Source organism: Citrobacter sp. LST-B2 (assembly GCF_057983045.1).
In genome coordinates, this window is record NZ_CP192598.1 from 4,860,027 (window position 1) to 4,880,001 (window position 19,975).

At 54.4% G+C, this 19,975-nt stretch carries 20 protein-coding genes and 1 pseudogene; 12 read left to right on the forward strand and 9 right to left on the reverse strand.

The window, feature by feature from the left end; genetic code table 11:
- Positions 1 to 67: 67 nt before the first annotated feature.
- Entirely contained in the window at positions 68 to 1,051 is a 984-nt protein-coding gene (gene kdgT, locus ACQ0PY_RS23380; RefSeq protein WP_042998902.1) for a 2-keto-3-deoxygluconate transporter, read from the reverse strand.
- 193 nt (positions 1,052 to 1,244) lie between these two features.
- A complete protein-coding gene (gene sodA, locus ACQ0PY_RS23385) occupies positions 1,245 to 1,865 on the reverse strand; it encodes a superoxide dismutase [Mn] (RefSeq protein ID WP_044257452.1) in 621 nt (206 codons plus the stop codon).
- A gap of 286 nt (positions 1,866 to 2,151) precedes the next feature.
- Between sodA and rhaT the strand changes: the two genes are divergently transcribed.
- Positions 2,152 to 3,186, forward strand: coding sequence for an L-rhamnose/proton symporter RhaT (gene rhaT / locus ACQ0PY_RS23390; RefSeq protein ID WP_109739656.1), 1,035 nt, complete (start codon positions 2,152 to 2,154; stop codon positions 3,184 to 3,186).
- Here the strand turns inward: rhaT and rhaR are convergent.
- Both rhaR and rhaS (ACQ0PY_RS23400) read right to left on the reverse strand, forming a co-directional pair.
- Positions 3,183 to 4,031: an HTH-type transcriptional activator RhaR gene (gene rhaR, locus ACQ0PY_RS23395; protein ID WP_042998899.1), complete on the reverse strand. Its 849-nt coding sequence runs from the start codon at positions 4,029 to 4,031 to the stop codon at positions 3,183 to 3,185. The two genes, rhaT and rhaR, sit on opposite strands and share 4 nt — an antisense overlap.
- A 140-nt stretch (positions 4,032 to 4,171) precedes the next feature.
- Entirely contained in the window at positions 4,172 to 5,008 is an 837-nt protein-coding gene (rhaS, locus tag ACQ0PY_RS23400) for an HTH-type transcriptional activator RhaS (protein ID WP_042998898.1), read from the reverse strand.
- A gap of 300 nt (positions 5,009 to 5,308) precedes the next feature.
- On the opposite strand from rhaS (ACQ0PY_RS23400), the gene rhaB reads away from it, so the two are divergent.
- From rhaB to rhaM, 9 genes are all read left to right on the forward strand, one after another.
- Complete coding sequence (gene rhaB, locus ACQ0PY_RS23405; protein WP_054176966.1) at positions 5,309 to 6,778, forward strand: rhamnulokinase; 1,470 nt, start codon at positions 5,309 to 5,311, stop codon at positions 6,776 to 6,778.
- On the forward strand, positions 6,775 to 8,034 hold the full coding sequence (gene rhaA / locus ACQ0PY_RS23410) for an L-rhamnose isomerase (RefSeq protein WP_042998896.1): 1,260 nt from the start codon (positions 6,775 to 6,777) through the stop codon (positions 8,032 to 8,034). The genes rhaB and rhaA overlap by 4 nt, the downstream gene beginning before the upstream one ends.
- Before the next feature lie 110 nt (positions 8,035 to 8,144).
- Positions 8,145 to 8,972, forward strand: coding sequence for a rhamnulose-1-phosphate aldolase (gene rhaD / locus ACQ0PY_RS23415; RefSeq protein WP_042998895.1), 828 nt, complete (start codon positions 8,145 to 8,147; stop codon positions 8,970 to 8,972).
- A 99-nt stretch (positions 8,973 to 9,071) separates the two neighbouring features.
- On the forward strand, positions 9,072 to 10,058 hold the full coding sequence (gene rhaS, locus ACQ0PY_RS23420) for a rhamnose ABC transporter substrate-binding protein (protein ID WP_042998894.1): 987 nt from the start codon (positions 9,072 to 9,074) through the stop codon (positions 10,056 to 10,058).
- 119 nt (positions 10,059 to 10,177) lie between these two features.
- The gene (locus ACQ0PY_RS23425) at positions 10,178 to 11,683 is read left to right on the forward strand and encodes a sugar ABC transporter ATP-binding protein (protein WP_044265190.1); all 1,506 of its coding nucleotides are present in this window, start codon (positions 10,178 to 10,180) and stop codon (positions 11,681 to 11,683) included.
- Positions 11,683 to 12,687: an ABC transporter permease gene (locus tag ACQ0PY_RS23430; RefSeq protein ID WP_109739657.1), complete on the forward strand. Its 1,005-nt coding sequence runs from the start codon at positions 11,683 to 11,685 to the stop codon at positions 12,685 to 12,687. The genes ACQ0PY_RS23425 and ACQ0PY_RS23430 overlap by 1 nt, the downstream gene beginning before the upstream one ends.
- Positions 12,684 to 13,688: an ABC transporter permease gene (locus tag ACQ0PY_RS23435; protein WP_042998891.1), complete on the forward strand. Its 1,005-nt coding sequence runs from the start codon at positions 12,684 to 12,686 to the stop codon at positions 13,686 to 13,688. The genes ACQ0PY_RS23430 and ACQ0PY_RS23435 overlap by 4 nt, the downstream gene beginning before the upstream one ends.
- Before the next feature lie 60 nt (positions 13,689 to 13,748).
- Complete coding sequence (gene fucO / locus ACQ0PY_RS23440) at positions 13,749 to 14,897, forward strand: lactaldehyde reductase (RefSeq protein WP_042998890.1); 1,149 nt, start codon at positions 13,749 to 13,751, stop codon at positions 14,895 to 14,897.
- Positions 14,894 to 15,208: an L-rhamnose mutarotase gene (gene rhaM, locus ACQ0PY_RS23445; protein ID WP_042998889.1), complete on the forward strand. Its 315-nt coding sequence runs from the start codon at positions 14,894 to 14,896 to the stop codon at positions 15,206 to 15,208. Before fucO ends, rhaM begins: the two co-directional genes overlap by 4 nt.
- Before the next feature lie 43 nt (positions 15,209 to 15,251).
- On the opposite strand, the gene ACQ0PY_RS23450 is transcribed toward rhaM, so the two are convergent.
- Positions 15,252 to 16,643 carry a carbohydrate porin gene (locus ACQ0PY_RS23450; protein ID WP_109739658.1) on the reverse strand — a complete coding sequence of 464 codons (1,392 nt, stop codon included), beginning with the start codon at positions 16,641 to 16,643 and terminating at the stop codon, positions 15,252 to 15,254.
- 339 nt (positions 16,644 to 16,982) lie between these two features.
- Positions 16,983 to 17,528, reverse strand: a pseudogene (locus ACQ0PY_RS23455) (helix-turn-helix domain-containing protein); the annotation flags it as partial.
- A 98-nt stretch (positions 17,529 to 17,626) separates the two neighbouring features.
- Here ACQ0PY_RS23455 and ACQ0PY_RS23460 point away from each other — a divergent pair.
- Both ACQ0PY_RS23460 and ACQ0PY_RS23465 read left to right on the forward strand, forming a co-directional pair.
- Positions 17,627 to 18,286 (forward strand): AzlC family ABC transporter permease, encoded by a 660-nt coding sequence (locus ACQ0PY_RS23460; RefSeq protein WP_042998885.1) that lies wholly within the window; start codon positions 17,627 to 17,629, stop codon positions 18,284 to 18,286.
- Positions 18,286 to 18,609 carry an AzlD domain-containing protein gene (locus ACQ0PY_RS23465; protein ID WP_042998884.1) on the forward strand — a complete coding sequence of 108 codons (324 nt, stop codon included), beginning with the start codon at positions 18,286 to 18,288 and terminating at the stop codon, positions 18,607 to 18,609. The genes ACQ0PY_RS23460 and ACQ0PY_RS23465 overlap by 1 nt, the downstream gene beginning before the upstream one ends.
- A gap of 46 nt (positions 18,610 to 18,655) precedes the next feature.
- On the opposite strand, the gene ACQ0PY_RS23470 is transcribed toward ACQ0PY_RS23465, so the two are convergent.
- The 3 genes from ACQ0PY_RS23470 to ACQ0PY_RS23480 are packed head-to-tail and all read right to left on the reverse strand — an operon-like array spanning position 18,656 to position 19,952.
- A complete protein-coding gene (locus tag ACQ0PY_RS23470; RefSeq protein WP_044265183.1) occupies positions 18,656 to 19,216 on the reverse strand; it encodes a P-loop nucleotide/nucleoside kinase family protein in 561 nt (186 codons plus the stop codon).
- The gene (locus tag ACQ0PY_RS23475; RefSeq protein WP_044257193.1) at positions 19,213 to 19,650 is read right to left on the reverse strand and encodes a PTS sugar transporter subunit IIA; all 438 of its coding nucleotides are present in this window, start codon (positions 19,648 to 19,650) and stop codon (positions 19,213 to 19,215) included. Before ACQ0PY_RS23475 ends, ACQ0PY_RS23470 begins: the two co-directional genes overlap by 4 nt.
- Positions 19,651 to 19,682: 32 nt before the next feature.
- Positions 19,683 to 19,952: a hypothetical protein gene (locus ACQ0PY_RS23480; RefSeq protein WP_042998881.1), complete on the reverse strand. Its 270-nt coding sequence runs from the start codon at positions 19,950 to 19,952 to the stop codon at positions 19,683 to 19,685.
- Positions 19,953 to 19,975: the final 23 nt, after the last annotated feature.

The window sequence follows — 19,975 nt, forward strand, 5'->3', positions numbered from 1 at the left end:
ATTCACCAGGCCTTTTTATGACGCAAAAACAAGCCGGATAAGCGTAGCGCCATCCGGCATTATTGTATTATTTCACTGCATTCTGGATGTCGACTGCCGCCACTTTTGCTTTGACCTTCTTCGACCAGATGGAGGTGATAATCGGCACCAGGATTGATGTCACAATCACCGAGGTGGCGACCAGCGAAGTTGCAGCCGGTGCCATCGGTTTAAACGCGGGCACCATTTCTGCAATCAGTACCGGCGTCGCCACTGCAGCTCCTGCTGAGCTGGACGCCGCAATTCCTGCTGTACCGTCGCCGCCGCCAATCAGTTTATCGGCAATAATCAGCGGAATACCGGTGACGATAATCACCGCCACACCCAACAGAATACCCAACAGACCGGTCTGTGCTATCACGCTCAGATCGATGGTGTTACCCAGCGCAAAGGCGAAGAAAGGGATCAGCGTCTGGACGGCTTTACTGAAGAATTCACGCAGTTCCGGGTCAAGGTTACCCAGCGTAAAGCCCACCAGGAAAGGCAGCACTGCGCCGACAAACACATGCGGTTCAAACGACGCAATCCCGGCCGTACCGAGGATGATCATCGTCATCAGCGGTCCGGACTCTAGCGACATCAGAACAAATGCCCCGGCCTCTTCTTTGGTGCCGTACTGTTGCATAATGGACGCGTACAGCCCGCCGTTGGTCATGTCCATTGCCGCAACCAGCGCCAGTGTCGACAGCCCGGCAAAGAATCCTGCCTCCACGCCATGTTCAGGAATAATCCGCGAGGCAATCGCCGCCACTACCCACGCCACGGCAATTTTAGTCACCACCAGCGTCCCGGACTTACGCAGGACGGTACCCGTCGCGCTTAGCTTGATGGAGGCTCCCATGCAGAAGAACCACACGGCCAGAATAGGCACCGTGCCAGTGATCATCCCGTTGGTGAATGAGCCAAAATATTTCCCCGCGTCAGGAGAGAACGTGTGACACAACGCGCCCAGGAACAGAGGGACGAGCATCATGCCACCAGGGATTTTTTCTATCGTGCGTTTAATCTGCATTTCCATCACCTTCCGATGTAAAGATGTGTCAACGATAGACATTCAGCACAATAATAAAAGTGATCCCAACCACACAATAAAACAATGTTTCAATTTTTGTGGATCACTGTTTTTCATTCGATTTTGATCACAAAAAAACCCCACCGGCCACGCCGACGGGGTCATATAAACGCGATGTCTTGTTAAATAAGACTTATTTTTTTGCAGCGAAACGCGCAGCCGCTTCGTCCCAGTTCACCACGTTCCAGAACTCTTTGATGTAGTCCGGACGACGGTTCTGGAATTTCAGGTAGTAAGCGTGTTCCCACACGTCCAGGCCCACAATCGGGAAGCCAGACGCACCAGAAATCGCTTCACCCATCAGCGGGGAATCCTGGTTTGCGGTTGAAACGACCGCCAGCTTGTCGCCTTTCAGCACCAGCCAGGCCCAGCCGGAACCGAAACGGGTGGCGGCAGCTTTTTCGAATTCTGCTTTGAAGTTATCAACAGAGCCGAAATCACGTTCGATAGCCGCTTTCAGATCGCCCTGCAGGGTAGTGCCCTTTTTCAGGCCTTTCCAGAACAGGCTGTGGTTAGCGTGACCGCCCGCATTATTACGCAGAACGGTTTTCTTGTCGGCCGGTACCTGATCCAGTTTAGCGATCAGCTCTTCAGCAGACAGGTTAGCGAATTCAGGCAGACTTTCCAGCGCCGCGTTGGCGTTGTTTACATAGGTCTGGTGGTGTTTGGTATGGTGGATTTCCATCGTCTGCTTATCGAAGTGCGGTTCCAGCGCATCATAAGCGTACGGCAGGGATGGCAGTGTATAACTCATAATCATCTCCATTATTGTCGAGCGGCCGGGTGTTAACGCCGCGTAAGCAGTTGGTTCATTATAGTTAATTAAATGATATTGAAAATGATTATCAATGCCGTACTTTTACTAAGGTTATTACATTAACGTCTATTGCTGATTATGTGAGCCATATCACCCACTTAACCGGGTCTTTGCCAGAAAGGGAAAATCACGGCAATCGGCAAAAGGTTATACATCTGCGCAATTTTTAAACTCATGACGTCGGAAGGCTAGAAACGACGATAAAAACAATGAGGATGATGTGATGAGTAACGCGATTACGATGGGTATTTTTTGGCATTTGATAGGTGCGGCCAGTGCAGCCTGTTTCTATGCCCCGTTCAAACAAGTGAAACAGTGGTCATGGGAAACCATGTGGTCGGTCGGTGGGATTGTCTCGTGGCTGATCCTCCCGTGGACCATCAGCGCCATGCTGCTGCCTGACTTCTGGGCCTACTACAGTTCATTCAGCCTTTCCACTCTACTGCCGGTGTTTCTGTTCGGCGCCATGTGGGGCATCGGCAATATCAACTACGGTCTGACCATGCGCTACCTTGGCATGTCGATGGGGATTGGCATTGCCATCGGCATTACGCTGATTGTCGGTACGCTGATGACCCCTATCATCAACGGCAATTTTGATGTGTTGATTAACACCGAAGGCGGGCGTATGACGCTGCTCGGGGTGCTGGTTGCGCTGATTGGCGTCGGGATCGTCACCCGCGCGGGCCAGCTCAAAGAGCGTAAAATGGGCATCAAAGCCGAAGAATTCAACCTGAAAAAAGGGCTGTTGCTGGCGGTAATGTGCGGCATTTTCTCCGCAGGCATGTCGTTTGCGATGAACGCGGCGAAGCCGATGCATGAAGCCGCCGCGGCGCTGGATGTAGACCCGCTGTATGTCGCACTGCCAAGCTATGTAGTGATCATGGGCGGCGGCGCGTTGGTCAACCTGGGTTTCTGTTTTATTCGTCTGGCAAAAGTGAAGAACCTGTCGGTAAAAGCCGACTTCTCTCTGGCAAAATCGCTTATCATCACCAACGTGCTGCTGTCCGCACTGGGTGGCCTGATGTGGTATTTGCAGTTCTTTTTCTACGCCTGGGGCCACGCGCGCATTCCGGCGCAATATGACTACATCAGTTGGATGCTGCACATGAGTTTCTACGTGCTGTGCGGTGGTATTGTCGGTCTGGTACTGAAAGAGTGGAACAACGCCGGGCGTCGTCCTGTCAGCGTCCTGAGTCTGGGATGTGTGGTGATCATCATCGCCGCCAACATTGTCGGTCTGGGTATGGCAAGCTAATCCGTTGAATTACTGAGATGACGCCACTGACTGGGCGTCATCCCGGTTTCCCGCGTAAACACCACAGAAAAGTAATTACTGTCTTCAAAGCCACACTTCATCGAAATCTCACCGATCATCAGACGGCTGTGCTGAAGTAAATATTGCGCATGACAGACGCGAACCTGGCGCTGATACTGGTTAATCGTCATTCCGGTCTGGCTACGAAACTGCTGGCGCAGCACGCGTTCACTGCACGCTTCCCGATCGCAGAAGACATCCAGCGCAAACGGACGCTCCAGACTGGCGGCCAGCGCGGTAATCAGTTTATCCAGCAGCGTTTCGCTGGAGGTCGCTGGCAGCGTGTCGGTCGCATAGCGATGACGCTTCAACGTCATCACCAGTTGGCCAAAGAGCAGCTCCGCCATGTCGTTGGCGATCGGATCGTGCTGGTTACTTTCATGCTCAAGCTGGCTTATCACCTGGCGCGCCTGCGTCATACCCACACTGCCCAGTCGCCAGTGCGGCTGTCGCGGTGTGCCGTTAAAACCCGGGATCGCGCTCTCCCAGCCCAGATTCAGCTTTAACCGCTCCGGGCAATAGATGATGTTTTGTAACACGAGATCGTTAACGGAGGTGTAAGAGTGCTTGTCTTCGGCGCGAATATAAAACAGATCGCCACGGGTGATGCGATAGGGACGGTCATTGAGCACATGCAGACCATTGCCGCGCCAGACGATCACCAGCTCACAAAAATCATGCGTATGTTCGGCAAACACATCCTGCGGATAGCGATCGGCGACAGCGACGGCCTGTCCGGCATTCGCAAAGAAGTCATCTTTTAGAAGAATCAGTTGATTCGCCACCTGAATATTCCTTGCCGGATGATGGCTTCGCCTTATCCGACCCGCAAATTACGTCAACACCCAGGCCGGATAAGATTTCCGGCATCACAGATCGATGATTATTAACATTCTGGCGGCGAAAAACGTTGATAGCATTCGCGTTACTGAAGTAACGCATCCCGTCCCTGGCGAATGTCGCGCGGCGACCAGTCAAATTCACGGCGAAACAGGGTCGAAAAGTGGTTACTGTCGCCAAAACCACAGCGATAGGCGATTTCTGTGACGCTTTCATCGCTATGACGCAACAGATGGCGGGCTTTGATTAAGCGCAGACGGTTAAGATAGCGCTGCGGCGTCAGCCCGGTCTGTTGTTTCAACTGGCGGTGCAGCGTGCGCAGGGAAAGCGAGAAGCGATCGGCCAACGCCTCCCAGCAGACCTCCTCCGCAAAATGATCTTCCAGCCAGGCCATCAACTGGTTCAGGCGCGCATCGTTATTGTCCGCCCCTTCCATCAGGCTACTTTTGCGCAACAGCACCAGCAGTTGCATAAACAGAATTTCACGATTGGCGACGCCGGGGAGATCGCTCTCATCGCCGTCCTGTTCCATTTTTGCCACCAGTTGGCGCACCTGTTGTAGCGCGCTCTGATTCACCCGCCAGTGAGAGGGATACACGCCATCCTGTTCCTGCGGCAGTAACTGATCTAACCCTGCCAGAAAGCGGAACGCATCGGGCGAACGGTAGAGCACATTGGTCAGGCAAAGATTGTCCGTATGCTCATACAAGTGCCGGTCATGGTCGCGGACAAAGCAAACCGTACCGCCGCTGATGGTATAGGGCTGTCCATTGAATACATGAATACCGGTGCCATGTTCCACAATCACAATCTCATGAAAATCATGATGATGCTCTGGAAAAGCGGACTGAGGTAAGCGGGGCTCAATGGCCACAGGCGCTTTACCTGATGGAAAAAAATCCACGCAGTGCAGTACGGTCATGATGGCATCCAGGTCAAATGAACATGTCAGAAATAGTAATTAAGGGTTAGCCACCTCACCTTAAATTTTTGACATAAAACCGTGCAAACAAGGTCAATTTTTCAAGAAAAGACGGGAAAGATCCGGAAATGCGGACGGCGTCACATCAGGTGAAATCGCGCCTATTACCGGAAACTGTGAACGTTATCACGTTCACCTTTGCTTTCTTGCCAACGGCCAATTTTGCCTGTCAGTAACAAGAAGGTGAGCCATGACGAGGTTTTTTAGACTGGGCTTAATGAAACTCAGAAGGACCTCACTATGACTTTTCGCCATTGTGTCGCTGTCGATCTTGGTGCCTCCAGCGGACGCGTAATGCTGGCGCGCTATGACAGTGAACATCGCACCCTGACGCTGCGTGAAATCCATCGCTTCGCGAACTGCCTGCAAAAGCAGGACGGTTTCGACACCTGGGATCTCGACAGTCTCGAAGACGCCATTCGCCTGGGGCTGGAAAAAGTCTGCGATGAAGGCATCCGCATTGACAGTATCGGTATTGATACCTGGGGCGTGGACTATGTCCTGATCGATAAACAAGGCCAACGCGTCGGGCTACCGGTTTCTTATCGTGACAGCCGCACCACAGGCGTAATGCAACGCGCACAGGAACAGCTCGGTAAAACCACTATTTATCAACGCAGCGGGATCCAGTTTCTGCCGTTCAACACGCTCTACCAGCTGCGTGCGCTGGTTGAACAGCAGCCGGAGTGGGTTTCGCAGGTCGCACATGCCTTGCTGATCCCCGACTACTTCAGCTTTCGTCTGACCGGGGAGTTGAACTGGGAATACACCAACGCTACCACCACGCAACTGGTAAACATCAACAGCGATGACTGGGATGAGACGCTGCTGGCATGGACGGGGGCAGACAACGCCTGGTTTGGTCACCCGACGCATCCGGGCAACGTGATTGGTTACTGGATTTGCCCGCAGAAGAATCAGATCCCCGTGGTGGCCGTCGCCAGTCACGACACCGCCAGCGCGGTGATCGCCTCGCCGCTGGCTGATAAACACAGTGCGTATCTCTCCTCCGGCACCTGGTCGTTAATGGGCTTTGAAAGCCGAACGCCTTACACCAACGACGCCGCGCTGGCGGCGAACATCACCAATGAAGGCGGCGCGGAAGGGCGTTATCGGGTACTGAAAAATATCATGGGTCTGTGGCTGCTGCAGCGCGTGCTGAAAGAGCGCCAGGTGGACGACCTGTCCGCGCTGATTGCCGCCACGCACGCATTGCCCGCCTGCCGTTTTCTGATCAACCCGAATGACGATCGCTTTATCAACCCCGGCAACATGAGCGCTGAAATTCAGGCCGCCTGTCGCGAGTCCGGACTGCCGGTGCCTGATAGCGATGCAGAACTGGCGCGCTGTATTTTCGACAGTCTGGCGCTGCTGTACGCCGATGTGTTGCAAGAACTGGCGACGCTGCGCGGCGAGACCTTCAGCCAGTTGCACATTGTCGGCGGTGGCTGCCAGAACGCCCTGCTGAACCAACTGTGCGCCGATGCCTGCGGTATTCGCGTCATGGCTGGGCCTGTTGAAGCCTCTACGCTCGGCAACATCGGTATCCAGTTGATGACGCTGGATGAACTCAACAACGTCGATGACTTCCGTCAGGTGGTCACCGCTAATTACAACCTGACGACGTTTACCCCCAATCCTGACAGTGAGATTGCCCGCTATGTGACGCAATTTCATTCAAAACGACAGACAAAGGAGCTTTGCGCATGACCACTCAACTGGAACAAGCCTGGGAACTGGCGAAACAACGCTTCGCCGCAGTAGGTATTGATGTCGAGGAGGCGCTGCGCCAGCTCGATCGTCTGCCGGTCTCAATGCACTGCTGGCAGGGCGATGATGTAGCCGGTTTCGAAAACCCGGAAGGATCGCTCACCGGCGGTATTCAGGCCACCGGCAACTACCCGGGTAAAGCGCGTAATGCCCATGAGCTACGCGCCGATCTGGAGCAGGCGCTTAGCCTGATCCCTGGGCCTAAACGCCTGAACCTGCATGCCATCTATCTGGAATCCGATACCCCGGTCGCCCGTGACAAAATCAAACCGGAACACTTTAAAAACTGGGTAGAGTGGGCAAAAGCGCATCAACTTGGTCTGGATTTCAACCCGTCCTGCTTCTCGCATCCGCTGAGCGCTGACGGCTTCACGCTGGCGCATGCCGACGACACAATCCGCCAGTTCTGGATCGACCACTGCAAGGCCAGCCGCCGCGTATCCGCCTACTTTGGCGAGCAACTGGGCACGCCGTCGGTGATGAATATCTGGATCCCGGACGGCATGAAAGATGTCACCGTAGACCGCCTGGCCCCGCGTCAGCGTCTGATGGACGCGCTGGACGAAGTCATCAGTGAAAAACTGAACCCGGCGCACCATATCGACGCTGTTGAAAGCAAACTCTTTGGCATCGGCGCAGAAAGCTACACCGTCGGCTCCAACGAGTTCTACATGGGATATGCCACCAGCCGCCAGACCGCGCTGTGCCTTGATGCGGGCCACTTCCATCCGACAGAAGTGATCTCCGACAAAATCTCCGCCGCCATGCTGTATGTGCCGCGTCTGCTGCTGCACGTGAGCCGCCCGGTGCGTTGGGACAGTGACCACGTGGTACTGCTGGATGATGAAACCCAGGCGATTGCCAGCGAGATCGTACGCCACAACCTGTTCGACCGCGTCCACATCGGTCTCGACTTCTTCGACGCCTCCATCAACCGCATCGCGGCATGGGTCATCGGTACCCGCAATATGAAAAAAGCGCTGCTGCGCGCCCTGCTGGAACCCACCGAACATCTGCGCCAACTGGAAGCCAGTGGCGATTACACCGCACGCCTGGCATTGCTGGAAGAGCAAAAATCGCTGCCGTGGCAGGCGGTATGGGAAATGTATTGCCAGCGTCATGACACACCCGCTGGCAGCCAGTGGCTCGAGAGCGTTCGCGCCTATGAGAAAGAGATTTTGAGCAAACGCGGTTAACACATTATTGCCGGATGGCGCTGCGCTTATCCGGCCTACTGACACATTCAACATCGCAGGCCCGATAGGCGCAGTGCCATCGGGCATTGACTAAAACAGGTAGACCTTTTATGCAAAATATTCTCGACGCCTGGTTTGTCCAGGGGATGATTAAAGCCACCTCCGACGCCTGGCTGAAAGGCTGGGACGAGCGCAATGGCGGCAACCTGACGCTGCGTCTCGATGACGCGGATATTGCCCCTTTCAGCGCCGATTTCCATCCTGCGCCACGCTACATTGCCCTGAGCCAGCCAATGCCGCTGTTGGCGAACACGCCGTTTATCGTGACCGGCTCTGGTAAATTCTTCCGCAACGTACAACTCGATCCCGCCGCCAATTTGGGCATCGTGAAAGTGGACAGCGACGGAGCGGGCTACCACATTCTATGGGGGCTGACGAACGAGGCGGTGCCCACCTCTGAGTTGCCGGCACACTTCCTGTCGCACTGCGAACGTATCCAGACCACGCAAGGTAAAGATCGCGTGATCATGCACTGCCACGCCACCAACCTGATCGCTCTGACCTACGTGCTGGAAAACAGCACCGCGCTTTTTACCCGCAAACTGTGGGAAGGCAGTACCGAGTGTCTGGTGGTCTTCCCGGATGGCGTGGGCATTCTGCCATGGATGGTGCCGGGCACCGATGAAATCGGCCAGGCCACCGCGCAGGAAATGCAGAAACATTCGCTGGTGTTGTGGCCGTTCCACGGCGTATTCGGCAGCGGCCCGACGCTGGATGAAACATTTGGACTGATCGATACCGCCGAGAAGTCCGCCGAAGTGTTAGTCAAAGTGCTGTCGATGGGCGGTATGAAGCAAACCATCAGCCGCGAAGAACTGATCGCGCTGGGTAAACGCTTTGGCGTCACCCCGCTCGCCAGTGCATTAGAACTGTATTGATAACAACATCGCGCCCCGCTCACTGAGACGGGGCGAACTCTGTCACCTGCAAATCCAAACCATTCCCCATGGGAATCAACATGATGTGGAGTAAAAGCAATGAATATAAAGACAAGCTTGATCCTCACCGTTGCCGCTCTGGCGTTGTCCGGTTCCGCTTTAGCTGAAGTAAAAATCGCCCTGGTGGCGAAATCGTTAGGTAATGGATTTTTCGAAGCGGCAAACGTCGGCGCTCAGGAAGCCGCCAAAGAGATCGGTGATGTCAAAGTGATCTACACCGGTCCCACCACGACTACCGCTGAAGCGCAGATCGAAGTATTGAATGGGCTAATCGCCCAGGGTGTTGATGCGATCGCCATCTCTGCCAACGATCCCGATGCCGTTGTACCCGTCCTGAAGAAAGCGATGCAGCGTGGTATCAAAGTCGTGTCATGGGATTCCGGCGTCGCGCCTGCGGGGCGGCAGATCCACCTTAACCCGTCAAATAATGCCCTGATCGGCGAAACCAACGTCAAACTCGCCGCCGATGCGCTGAAGGCGTTGAACGTGGAGAAAGGCGATGTGGCGATCCTGAGCGCCACGCCAACGTCGACCAACCAGAATATCTGGATTGCGGAGATGAAAAAGGTGCTTCCGCAGTATCCGTCTATCAACCTGGTGACCGTAGCTTATGGCGACGATCTCTCAGACAAGAGCTACCGCGAAGCAGTAGGGCTGCTCAAATCTTACCCGGATCTGAAAGTGATCGTCTCCCCGTCTTCCGTCGGCATTGTCGCCGCGGCGCAGGCAGTGAAGGATCAGGGCAAAATTGGCAAAGTGTATGTGACGGGTCTCGGCTTGCCATCCGAAATGGCGGGCGCGGTGAAGTCAGGCGCGTCGAAAAGTTTTGCGATCTGGAATCCTATCGATCTGGGCTATGCGGCGACGTATCTGGCGGACGATCTGGTTAAAGGCACCGCCAGCAAAACCGAAGCCAATATGGGGAAACTGGGTAAAGTGCAACTGGATGCCGACGGCAATGGGGCGATGGCTAAGCCATTCGTCTACGATGCCAGCAACATTGATAAGTTCTCAAAAATCTTCTGATCCCTGGGTCACGCCGCCGGGTGACGTTGTGCTTATCCGGCCTGCGGGTACCGATACGTTTTGTAGGCCGGATAAGCGTTAGCGCCATCCGGCAACACTACATGAAGAGGAGAACCGACATGTCCACCCCTTTATTGCAACTTCATGGGATCACCAAGATATTCCCCGGCGTGCGCGCCCTTGAGAACGTGCAGCTCGATCTCTGGCCAGGCAAAGTGACCGCGCTGGTGGGCGAAAACGGCGCGGGGAAATCCACGCTGGTCAAAGTCATGACCGGCATCTATCAGCCTGATGAGGGGGAAATCCTCTACAAGGCTATTCCTGTTCAGCTCCCGACGCCGGAAGCGGCGCATAAAGTCGGCATTACCGCGATTCATCAGGAAACGGTGCTGTTCGATGAGCTGTCGGTGACTGAGAATATTTTTGTCGGCCAATACCTGTATAAAGGCTTTTTCAAAAAGCTCGACTGGCCAGAAATGCACCGTCGGGCGCAGGCGATCCTCACCCGCCTTGAGGTGCAGATCGATCCGCGCGCCACGCTGAAAACCCTGAGCATCGCCCAGCGCCATATGGTGGCCATTGCCCGTGCGCTTTCCTTTGAGGCCCAGGTAGTGATTCTCGATGAACCGACCGCCGCACTGTCGCAACACGAAATTCTGGAGTTCTATCAAATCGTTGAGCGCCTGAAGCAGGAAGGCAAAGCGATTCTGTTTATCTCCCACAAGTTCGATGAAATCTTTGAGCTGGCGGATCACTACACCATTCTACGCGACGGCGTATTCGTCAGTTCCGGCGACATTCATGAGATTAGCGAAGAGCGGATGGTCGCCATGATGGTAGGACGCGCGATTACCCAGACTTTCCCGAAAGTGGCCTGCGAGAAAGGCGAGACGGTACTGGAGGTGAAAGATCTCTGCCATCCCACTGAATTTGCCCACATTGATTTCACTCTGAGAAAAGGGGAGATCCTCGGTTTCTACGGGCTGGTGGGGGCAGGACGGACCGAATTGATGCAGGCGCTGTCCGGCGTATCCCGGCCTTCTCACGGTGAAATCCGTCTCAACGGACGGGCCATTCATTTTCATCAGCCTGCCGATGCGATTCGCGCTGGTATTGTCTGCGTGCCGGAAGAACGACAAAAACAGGGGGCAATCATTGAAATGAGTATCGCCGAGAATATCAGCCTGCCGCAGTTGAGTAAGCTGAATCCGCGTGGCGTACTCAATGCGGCGCGAGAGTGGCAACTGGCGGACAGCTATGCTAAACGCCTGCAGGTCAAAGCGTTTAGCTGGCGTCAGGCGGTCGAAACGCTTTCCGGCGGCAATCAGCAAAAGGTGGTGATTGGTAAATGGCTCGCCACCCATCCTGAAGTGATTATTCTCGACGAACCGACCAAAGGCATCGATATCGGCTCAAAAGCGGCGGTGCACCAGTTTATGTCCGAACTGGTGGCGCAAGGGCTGGCGGTGATCATGGTCTCCTCTGAACTCCCGGAAGTGATGGGCATGGCAGACAGAATTATCGTCATGCACGAAGGGCTGATGGTCGCGCAATACCGCGCCGGTGAAGCCACAGCGGAGGCCATTGTCAGCGCCGCCAGCGGCATCAATAAGGAGGCAGCATAATGATTCAGCGCCTGCTCAAACACCGCGAAGCCCTGCTGGCAGTGGTTATTCTCCTGATGATCGCCGCCATCGGCAGTCGCGTCCCGTCGTTTGTCTCTCCTGGCAATCTGGCCGAAATCTTCAATGACACCTCGATTCTGCTCATCCTCGCGCTCGGGCAAATGATGGTACTACTGACCAAAGGTATCGATCTGTCGATGGCCGCCAATCTGGCGCTGACCGGGATGATCGTCGCCCTGCTCAACTTCCAGCATCCTGAGATCCCCGTCTGGGCGTTGATATTACTGGCAACCGCCTGCGGTCTGGTGATGGGAATGATCAACGGTCTGCTGGTCTGGAAATTAGGTATCCCGGCGATAGTGGTCACGCTCGGTACCATGAGCATTTATCGCGGCATTATCTTTTTGCTGTCGAACGGCGGCTGGATTAACTCGCATCAGATGAGCGACAGCTTCCTCGCCCTTCCTCGTTTTGCTCTGCTTGGCCTGCCGGTACTGAGCTGGTGCGCCATCGCCGCCGTTATCGTAGTCAGCTACTTCCTGCGCTACAGCCGCACAGGACGAGCGCTGTACACCGCAGGCGGGAATGCCACTGCGGCGTATTACACCGGGATCAACGCCGGGAAAATGCAGTTCATCAGCTTCTGCCTGTCGGGTGCCCTCGCCGGTTTCTGCGGCTACCTGTGGATTTCCCGATTCGCTGTTGCCTATGTCGATGTAGCTAACGGTTTTGAGTTACAGGTTGTGGCAGCCTGTGTGATTGGGGGTATCAGTACAATGGGAGGAATCGGTCGCGTTCTCGGTTGCCTGTGTGGCGCATTGTTCCTTGGCGTGATCAATAACGCATTGCCCGTCATTGGCATCTCACCCTTCTGGCAGATGGCTATTTCCGGCGCGGTGATCGTGATTGCCGTTCTGCTCAACGAACGCAGCAATAAACACAAAGGCCGGTTAATTCTGCGCAACGCAGCGCTGGCACGGCAAAAACAGGCGGTGAACTCATGAATAAAGTGATGACGTCTGAAGCGATCGAACGCGCCCCCGATACGCGCGCGGTCTGGCAACGCCTGTTGTGCTGGGAGGGTTTTCTGTTCGCCGTCACCCTGGCGGTATTTATCGTCAACGCGCTGGCCTCGCCGTACTTCCTTAATATCTGGAATCTCTCCGACGCAACGTTCAACTTCACCGAAAAAGCGATCATCGTGCTGCCCATGGCGATGCTGATTATCGCCCGGGAAATTGATCTCTCGGTGGCGTCAACTCTGGCGCTGAGTTCGACGGCCATGGGGTTCTGCGCGGCAGCGGGAATGGATACGCCCCTGCTGGTCTGCGTCGGGCTGGGAACCGGACTCTTGTGCGGGCTGCTGAACGGCATCCTGGTGACGCGGTTTAATCTCTCATCCATCGTGATCACCATCGGCACCATGAGTTTGTATCGCGGCATAACCTACATTTTACTCGGCGATCAGGCGCTGAATGCTTACCCGGAAAGCTTTACGTGGTTTGGTCAGGGCTACGTCTGGGGCGCGCTGTCGTTCGAGTTTGCGCTGTTTATCGTACTGGCGATCGTGTTCACCTTCCTGCTGCACAAAACGAACTTTGGTCGCCGCACCTACGCCATCGGTAATAACCCGGTGGGCGCGTGGTACTCCGGCATTAACGTGAAACGTCACAACCTGATTTTATTCGCTCTGGTCGGACTCATGGCGGGACTGGCCGCCGTGTTGCTCACTTCCAGACTCGGCAGTACGCGTCCCACCATCGCGATGGGCTGGGAGCTGGCCGTGGTAACAATGGCGGTGCTGGGTGGCGTCAATATTCTCGGCGGCTCCGGCAGCATGACCGGCGTCATCATCGCAGCGTTCCTGATGGGGCTGGTGACCTTCGGCCTGAGCCTGCTCAACGTGCCGGGCATCGTGATGTCGATCATTATCGGCGCGATGCTGATCGTGGTGATCTCGCTGCCAATTCTTACCCGCCGAATGATGCAACGACGACGAATCTGAATCCCTCCGGCGACATGGAGTTTTGCCGCCGGAAATATCATCACTTTAAGGAGAAACAACATGAGCTTTATGCTGGCACTTCCGAAAATCAGTCTGCATGGCGCGGGCGCGATTGGCGATATGGTGAACCTCGTAGCGAATAAGCAATGGGGAAAAGCGCTGATCGTCACCGACGGTCAACTGGTTAAGCTGGGCCTGCTCGACAGTCTGTTTGCGGCGCTGGATGAGCACAAAATGTCGTACCACCTGTTCGATGAGGTGTTCCCGAACCCGACCGAAGCGCTGGTGCAAAAAGGCTACGCGGCTTATCAGGACGCGAACTGTGATTACCTCATCGCCTTTGGCGGCGGCAGCCCGATCGATACCGCTAAAGCCGTGAAAATCCTCACCGCGAACCCGGGGCCTTCCACCGCTTACTCCGGCGTGGGGAAAGTGAAAAACCCAGGCGTACCGCTGGTTGCCATTAACACCACTGCCGGAACCGCTGCCGAGATGACCAGCAACGCCGTGATCATCGACTCCGGACGCCAGGTGAAAGAGGTTATCATCGATCCGAACATTATCCCGGATATCGCCGTGGACGATGCCAGCGTGATGCTGGAAATCCCGGCCTCCGTGACGGCAGCAACCGGTATGGACGCGCTGACCCACGCGGTGGAAGCATATGTTTCTGTTGGTGCACACCCGCTGACTGACGCCAATGCGCTGGAAGCGATTCGCCTGATCAACCTGTGGCTGCCAAAAGCGGTCGATGATGGCCACAACCTGGAAGCGCGCGAGCAAATGGCGTTTGGTCAGTATCTGGCGGGGATGGCGTTCAACAGCGCCGGCCTGGGGCTGGTTCACGCCCTGGCGCACCAGCCGGGCGCCACGCATAACCTGCCGCACGGCGTTTGTAACGCCATCCTGCTGCCGATTATCGAAAACTTTAACCGCCCGAACGCAGTGGCGCGTTTTGCCCGCATCGCGCAGGCGATGGGTGTCGATACCCGTGGTATGAGCGATGAAGCAGCAAGTATGGAAGCGATCAACGCCATCCGCGCATTAAGCAAACGTGTCGGTATTCCGGCTGGTTTCAGCCAGCTTGGCGTCACTAAAGAGGATATCGAAGGCTGGCTGGACAAAGCGCTGGCGGATCCTTGTGCGCCGTGTAACCCGCGGACTGCCAGCCGTGACGAAGTACGCGAGCTGTATCTGGAGGCATTATGATCCGCAAAGCGTTCGTGATGCAGGTGAATGCCGACGCACATGAGGAGTACCAGCGTCGGCATAATCCCATCTGGCCGGAGCTGGAAGCTGTGCTGAAAGCGCACGGGGCGCATCATTACGCGATCTATCTCGATGCGCCGCGTAATTTGCTGTTTGCGACCGTAGAGATTGAGTCCGAAGAACGCTGGAACGCCGTTGCCAACACTGACGTTTGTCAGCGCTGGTGGAAGCATATGCGCGACGTCATGCCCGCAAATCCGGATAACAGCCCGGTGAGCGCAGAGCTGAAAAACGTGTTTTATCTGGAGTAATCGATGAGCCCGGTAGACCTCGGCGCTACCGGGCCTTTTTCGTTTAGAAATAATATTTAAAGCGAACGCGACCACCATAACGATTATCAGAATCGTCGCCGTTCACGTTATCGCCTTCGCTATCCAGAATTGAGTAATATGCGCCAAGGTAAATATTGAAGTTTTGCATATTCATCACATTAGCAAACTGATACGACGCGTGAATGGTATGAATGTCATAGGTGCCTTTATTATTAATCCAGCAGCCGTCATCACACACCACCCCTTCAAAGTCATCAATTTTGTTATGCGCGTAGATATAACCTAATTCAAAACGTTTCCACAGCGCGTTCAGCCCGGCGGTAAAATCGTTTTCATTATTGGCATCAAGATAAGCGGTATTCAGGTTTACCACCATGCCATTCTCCGGATCGCTCTTTAAACCATTCCATGTCATCGTCATACCGTAACCGGTACGGTCCGACTGATCGACAAATTTACCGTTTGCGTTGGTGTAGCCATAGGCGTTATTGACGACGTTCGACTCCATCGCAGCAGCTACCGAGAACGCATCCTGCGACCATGAAATAACCGGACGCAAATAGGCAACGTTTTTCTGTTGATCCATTCTCCGGCCGTGGAATTCGTCATCGTTATAGAGTGAAATGCCTTCTTCCAGCAGAGTGTTTAACTCGAAGTACCAGTTATCCACCTGCTTGCTGACGAGGAAGTTACCGCCAGCATCAGAACGACCGCGGCCTTCTTTCATCATATAGATGTAACCGCTGCCGTCGTCATACAGATTGTTGGCGGTATTCCCCGAATGTTCAACAAAGGTATCCTGATTCAGTGGGAACATATCGTAGGCTTCGAAGCGCCCCACCTTCACTTTCCAGTCATTCTCTTTACCAAAGAAGAAGACGGCATCATCGATATTCACCGTACCGGTCATATCTCCCAGCGGTTGGGCGGAGAATCCGGCATAATAACCCTCACCCAGCTTACGTGTACCATCAAAGCCCAGTAAAATCCGGCCATTAATATTCCACTGTTCGTTAGTCGGGTCATGGTCAACACTGGCATTGGTCATTGCCAGCAAGCCATGATTACTTTCCGCATCCATGTTGAATTCAACGTCACCATAGATTTTCAGATCGCCATAACCGGAAAGCAGCAGATTCGGTGTCGCGGCATTCTTTTTCGTCTCCTCAGGAGGGGTTTGGCCGTTAACTGGCGTGTTGCCCTGTGCCGCCTTAATTTCACGGATTTCGGTTGCCTGTTGGGTCTGTAATTGCTGAACCTGATTTTCCGCCTTTGCCGCCCGATATTCTGCGGCCTCCAGTCGCGCTTCCAATTGTTCGAGCCGTTGTTCCAGCGTCATTTTTTGCGTTTTAGCAAAACCATTATTAGCGATTAATAACAGACCTATTGCTAAAGCCAGCGTCGATTTCCTCATTTATTTGCGCTCCTTGAAAATAAATAATGGACAGCGTATTTCTTTGAGAAATACGCAAAATGAATAACAAAATAGTATGTGTTATTTTTATATTTAATAACGGCTACAATTGATGATAATAATCAACTGTTACCGCGCCGCAGGCCAGCAATTACTAACATGCAGCTTTCTTTGTGTAAACGCAGAAAGCTTTCAGTTCGTGAGGAATATAACAAAAGAGCTAAAATAAACGAAATATCATAAAAACAATTAAATATGCATTAAGAGAAAAAATAATTAGAAGTAATCATTCGGGGGAGCCTTTTGCATACCATAACGGTGAAATTCCAGGTTCGCTAAACTCTGCTCGGCCACCAGAATCGCCTGGGTATCCGCTTCCAGCGCCTGGAAGATATGCTCCTGATCGGCGGGATAACAAATATAGTCGCCCTCACCTAACACTTCTGGCGCTTCTGTCAGCCCGACCAGCGCTTTTCCCTTCGTGACAATAATATGCTCGATCGAGCCCGGTGGATGCGGCTGAGAAATGCGGTCGGCTCCTGGCTGGGTCAACAACAGATAGATATCACGCCGTGCGCCAGGCGGGCAGGCAGCCAGTAAAATCGCCTGATAGTGCGCCTGTTCAGCCACTACTTTCGTACCCTCACCGCACCGGATCACCTGCGTTTTTTGCACCTGCGGCTCCAGCAGTCGCGCAAAGGGAATATCCAGCGCCACACAAAGCGACCAGAGGGTTTCCAGGCTAGGATTACCGTTCCCCGCCTCCAGTTGGGAAAGCGTCGACTTGGCGATCCCCGCCCGTCGGGCGATTTCTGCCAGCGACAGACCCGTCCGCTGACGCTCGCGAACCAGACTTTTGGCGATCACGCTGATGGGTTGTGTCATACCCGACTCCATGTTTTTTATATCGAACGAATCGTTCATCTTGTCAAACACTGATGTTGCGTTCATTATAATGGAAATTCGTTCGATATGGCTAAATCATGGCGCACTTCTTCTCCTGTCTGAAGGCAGACACGATAAAAGCAATCTTTCTGGTCTGCCTGGCGGTAGGCGTGGTTGGGATGTCCTACGGTTCACTGGCGATGGCTTATGGCTTCCCGGTGTGGGTGCCGTTTGTACTCTCTATTTGTGTGCTGGCAGGAGCGTCCGAATTTATGTTTATCGGCATTGTCGCCAGCGGCGGTAATCCGTTAGCCGCTGCCGCAGCCGGTTTACTGGTTAACGCCCGCCATGTTCCGTTTGGCGTGACGGTACGGGATCTGGTCGGCACCCGCGCGGCGAGTTTTTTCGGCTGCCATATTATGAACGATGAAAGCGTCGTGTTCGGCCTGTCGCAGAAAACCCCAGAGCAGCGCAAAGCCGCCTACTGGCTATGTGGCCTCGGCGTTGCCATTCTGTGGCCGCTGGGGACCCTACTGGGCACCGTGGTGGGTCAATTGCTGCCAGCCCCGGAAACCATCGGGCTGGACGCCGTGTTCCCGGCTATCCTGCTGGCTCTCGTCGTCCCGGCGTTTAAAAACCGTACCACTCTGATTCGGGGCCTGAGCGGAGCCGCCGTGTCGCTCGCCGCCGTGCCTTTCGCGCCGGTCGGGCTGCCAGTTCTGCTCTCCCTGCTGGGCTTACTGACGAGGAAAAAGTAATGGGTAACATGACGCTGTTTATCGTCGGTATCGCCATTTTATCGGCAGGCACCTATTTAATGCGCCTCGGCGGCGCCAGACTGGGCAGTCGCCTGGCGCTCTCTGAACGCGCTCAGGCACTGTTATCCGATGCCGCCACGGTACTGCTGTTTTCCGTCGCCCTGGCCACCACCTTTTATGAAGGCGAGCATTTTGCTGGCATGGCACGCGTTCTCGGCGTGGCGTTCGCGGTCTTTCTCGCCTGGCGTAAGATGCCATTGATTGTGGTGATCGTCGCCGCCGCCGTGGTGACCGCGCTGCTGCGAATGGTAGGGATACACTAAAAAAGCGCCCGCGGGCGCCCTTGAAGGGGTAACGACACTCTACCGTTCAGGTTTTGTCTATTTGTTCGTCTATCCAGGCGATAACGGATTCAATATCCAGCGTTTGCTGTTGATCTACCGTAAACACCGGCCCGAGCCGCATCGGTTCGGCGCATTCTGCCAGTTGCGCCAGTTCGGGTAGATACTCCTCACCGGGATGACCCGGTTTGCGATCCTGTAAGCGGGTGGCATAGCGCGTCACGGCCAGCTCAGGCGTGATCTGATTCCACACTTCCAACACCTTCTCAACGCCCGCCTGCTGCAAGAGTTGTTGCAACCTCTCGCGAGGCTGAAAGCCAAACCAGGCATCAACCAGCCAGACAACGTTCGCCGGAGCGTGGCCGATAATAGACCAGATCACCTCATAGGCCGCACAGCCCAACTGCCGGTTGAAAGGTCGGTCGATATCCGTAAAGCGCGCCATAAACGGCTCTTTGATCCCATCAATCGTCAGCAATGGCAGACTGAAGGTCCCGGAGAGCTGATGAGTAATGGTACTTTTACCTGAAGCGGGGATCCCGTTAATCAGAATCACTGTTTTACAGTCCGGCGAGAGGTGTCGTTTCATAGCAACGCGACCACCTCTTCCTGGGAACGTGCCGCCCGCAACTTCGCCATGCGTTCATCGTTATCGAGTAAGGCGACAATGGCGCGGATGCCCTCTTCAATATGCGCATTACTGTCCTGTGCACCAAACATAATGACAATGTCGGCGGCTTCACTGTCGGCAAACTGAATGGGCTTATCCAACAGCACCATGCTAAAACAGTTGCGCTTCACCCCACATTCTGGACGGGCATGGGGGATCGCAACCCCTTCATCAAATACATAATACGCCCCATGACTGAGGGTGTTGTCGATAACTGCCTGACCGTATTCCGCTGAAATATACCCTTTTGCGACCAACGGTCTGGCCGCCAGTTGAATCACCTTCTGCCAGTCGTTTTCCGCGACGCCAACCTGAATGGCATCGGCCTCGATCAGTAATTCTTTTATCGTCATGACGACTCCCTAAGCGCTTAATAAACCCGACGCTAAATATTCCGGCGAATAACATTACGCAACTCATCTATACGCACAAAAAGCGAATCAATATCCTGCCGGTGCGTCTGGCTTTTGGCATAGACCGACAGCGCCCGGTTATAGATCAGCATTAATGCTTTCTGTATTTCACCATTACCCGGGTTGCCCTGCAGTTCACCTTCCAGCCTGGCGATTTCTCCTGCCAGAACACGGGACTGTTCATCATAATCTTCCGGCGGGCGTGTTTCTTTTTTCCATAACGATTTCAAAGATTCAAACATAGCGATCCCCCGCCCTGATGGAC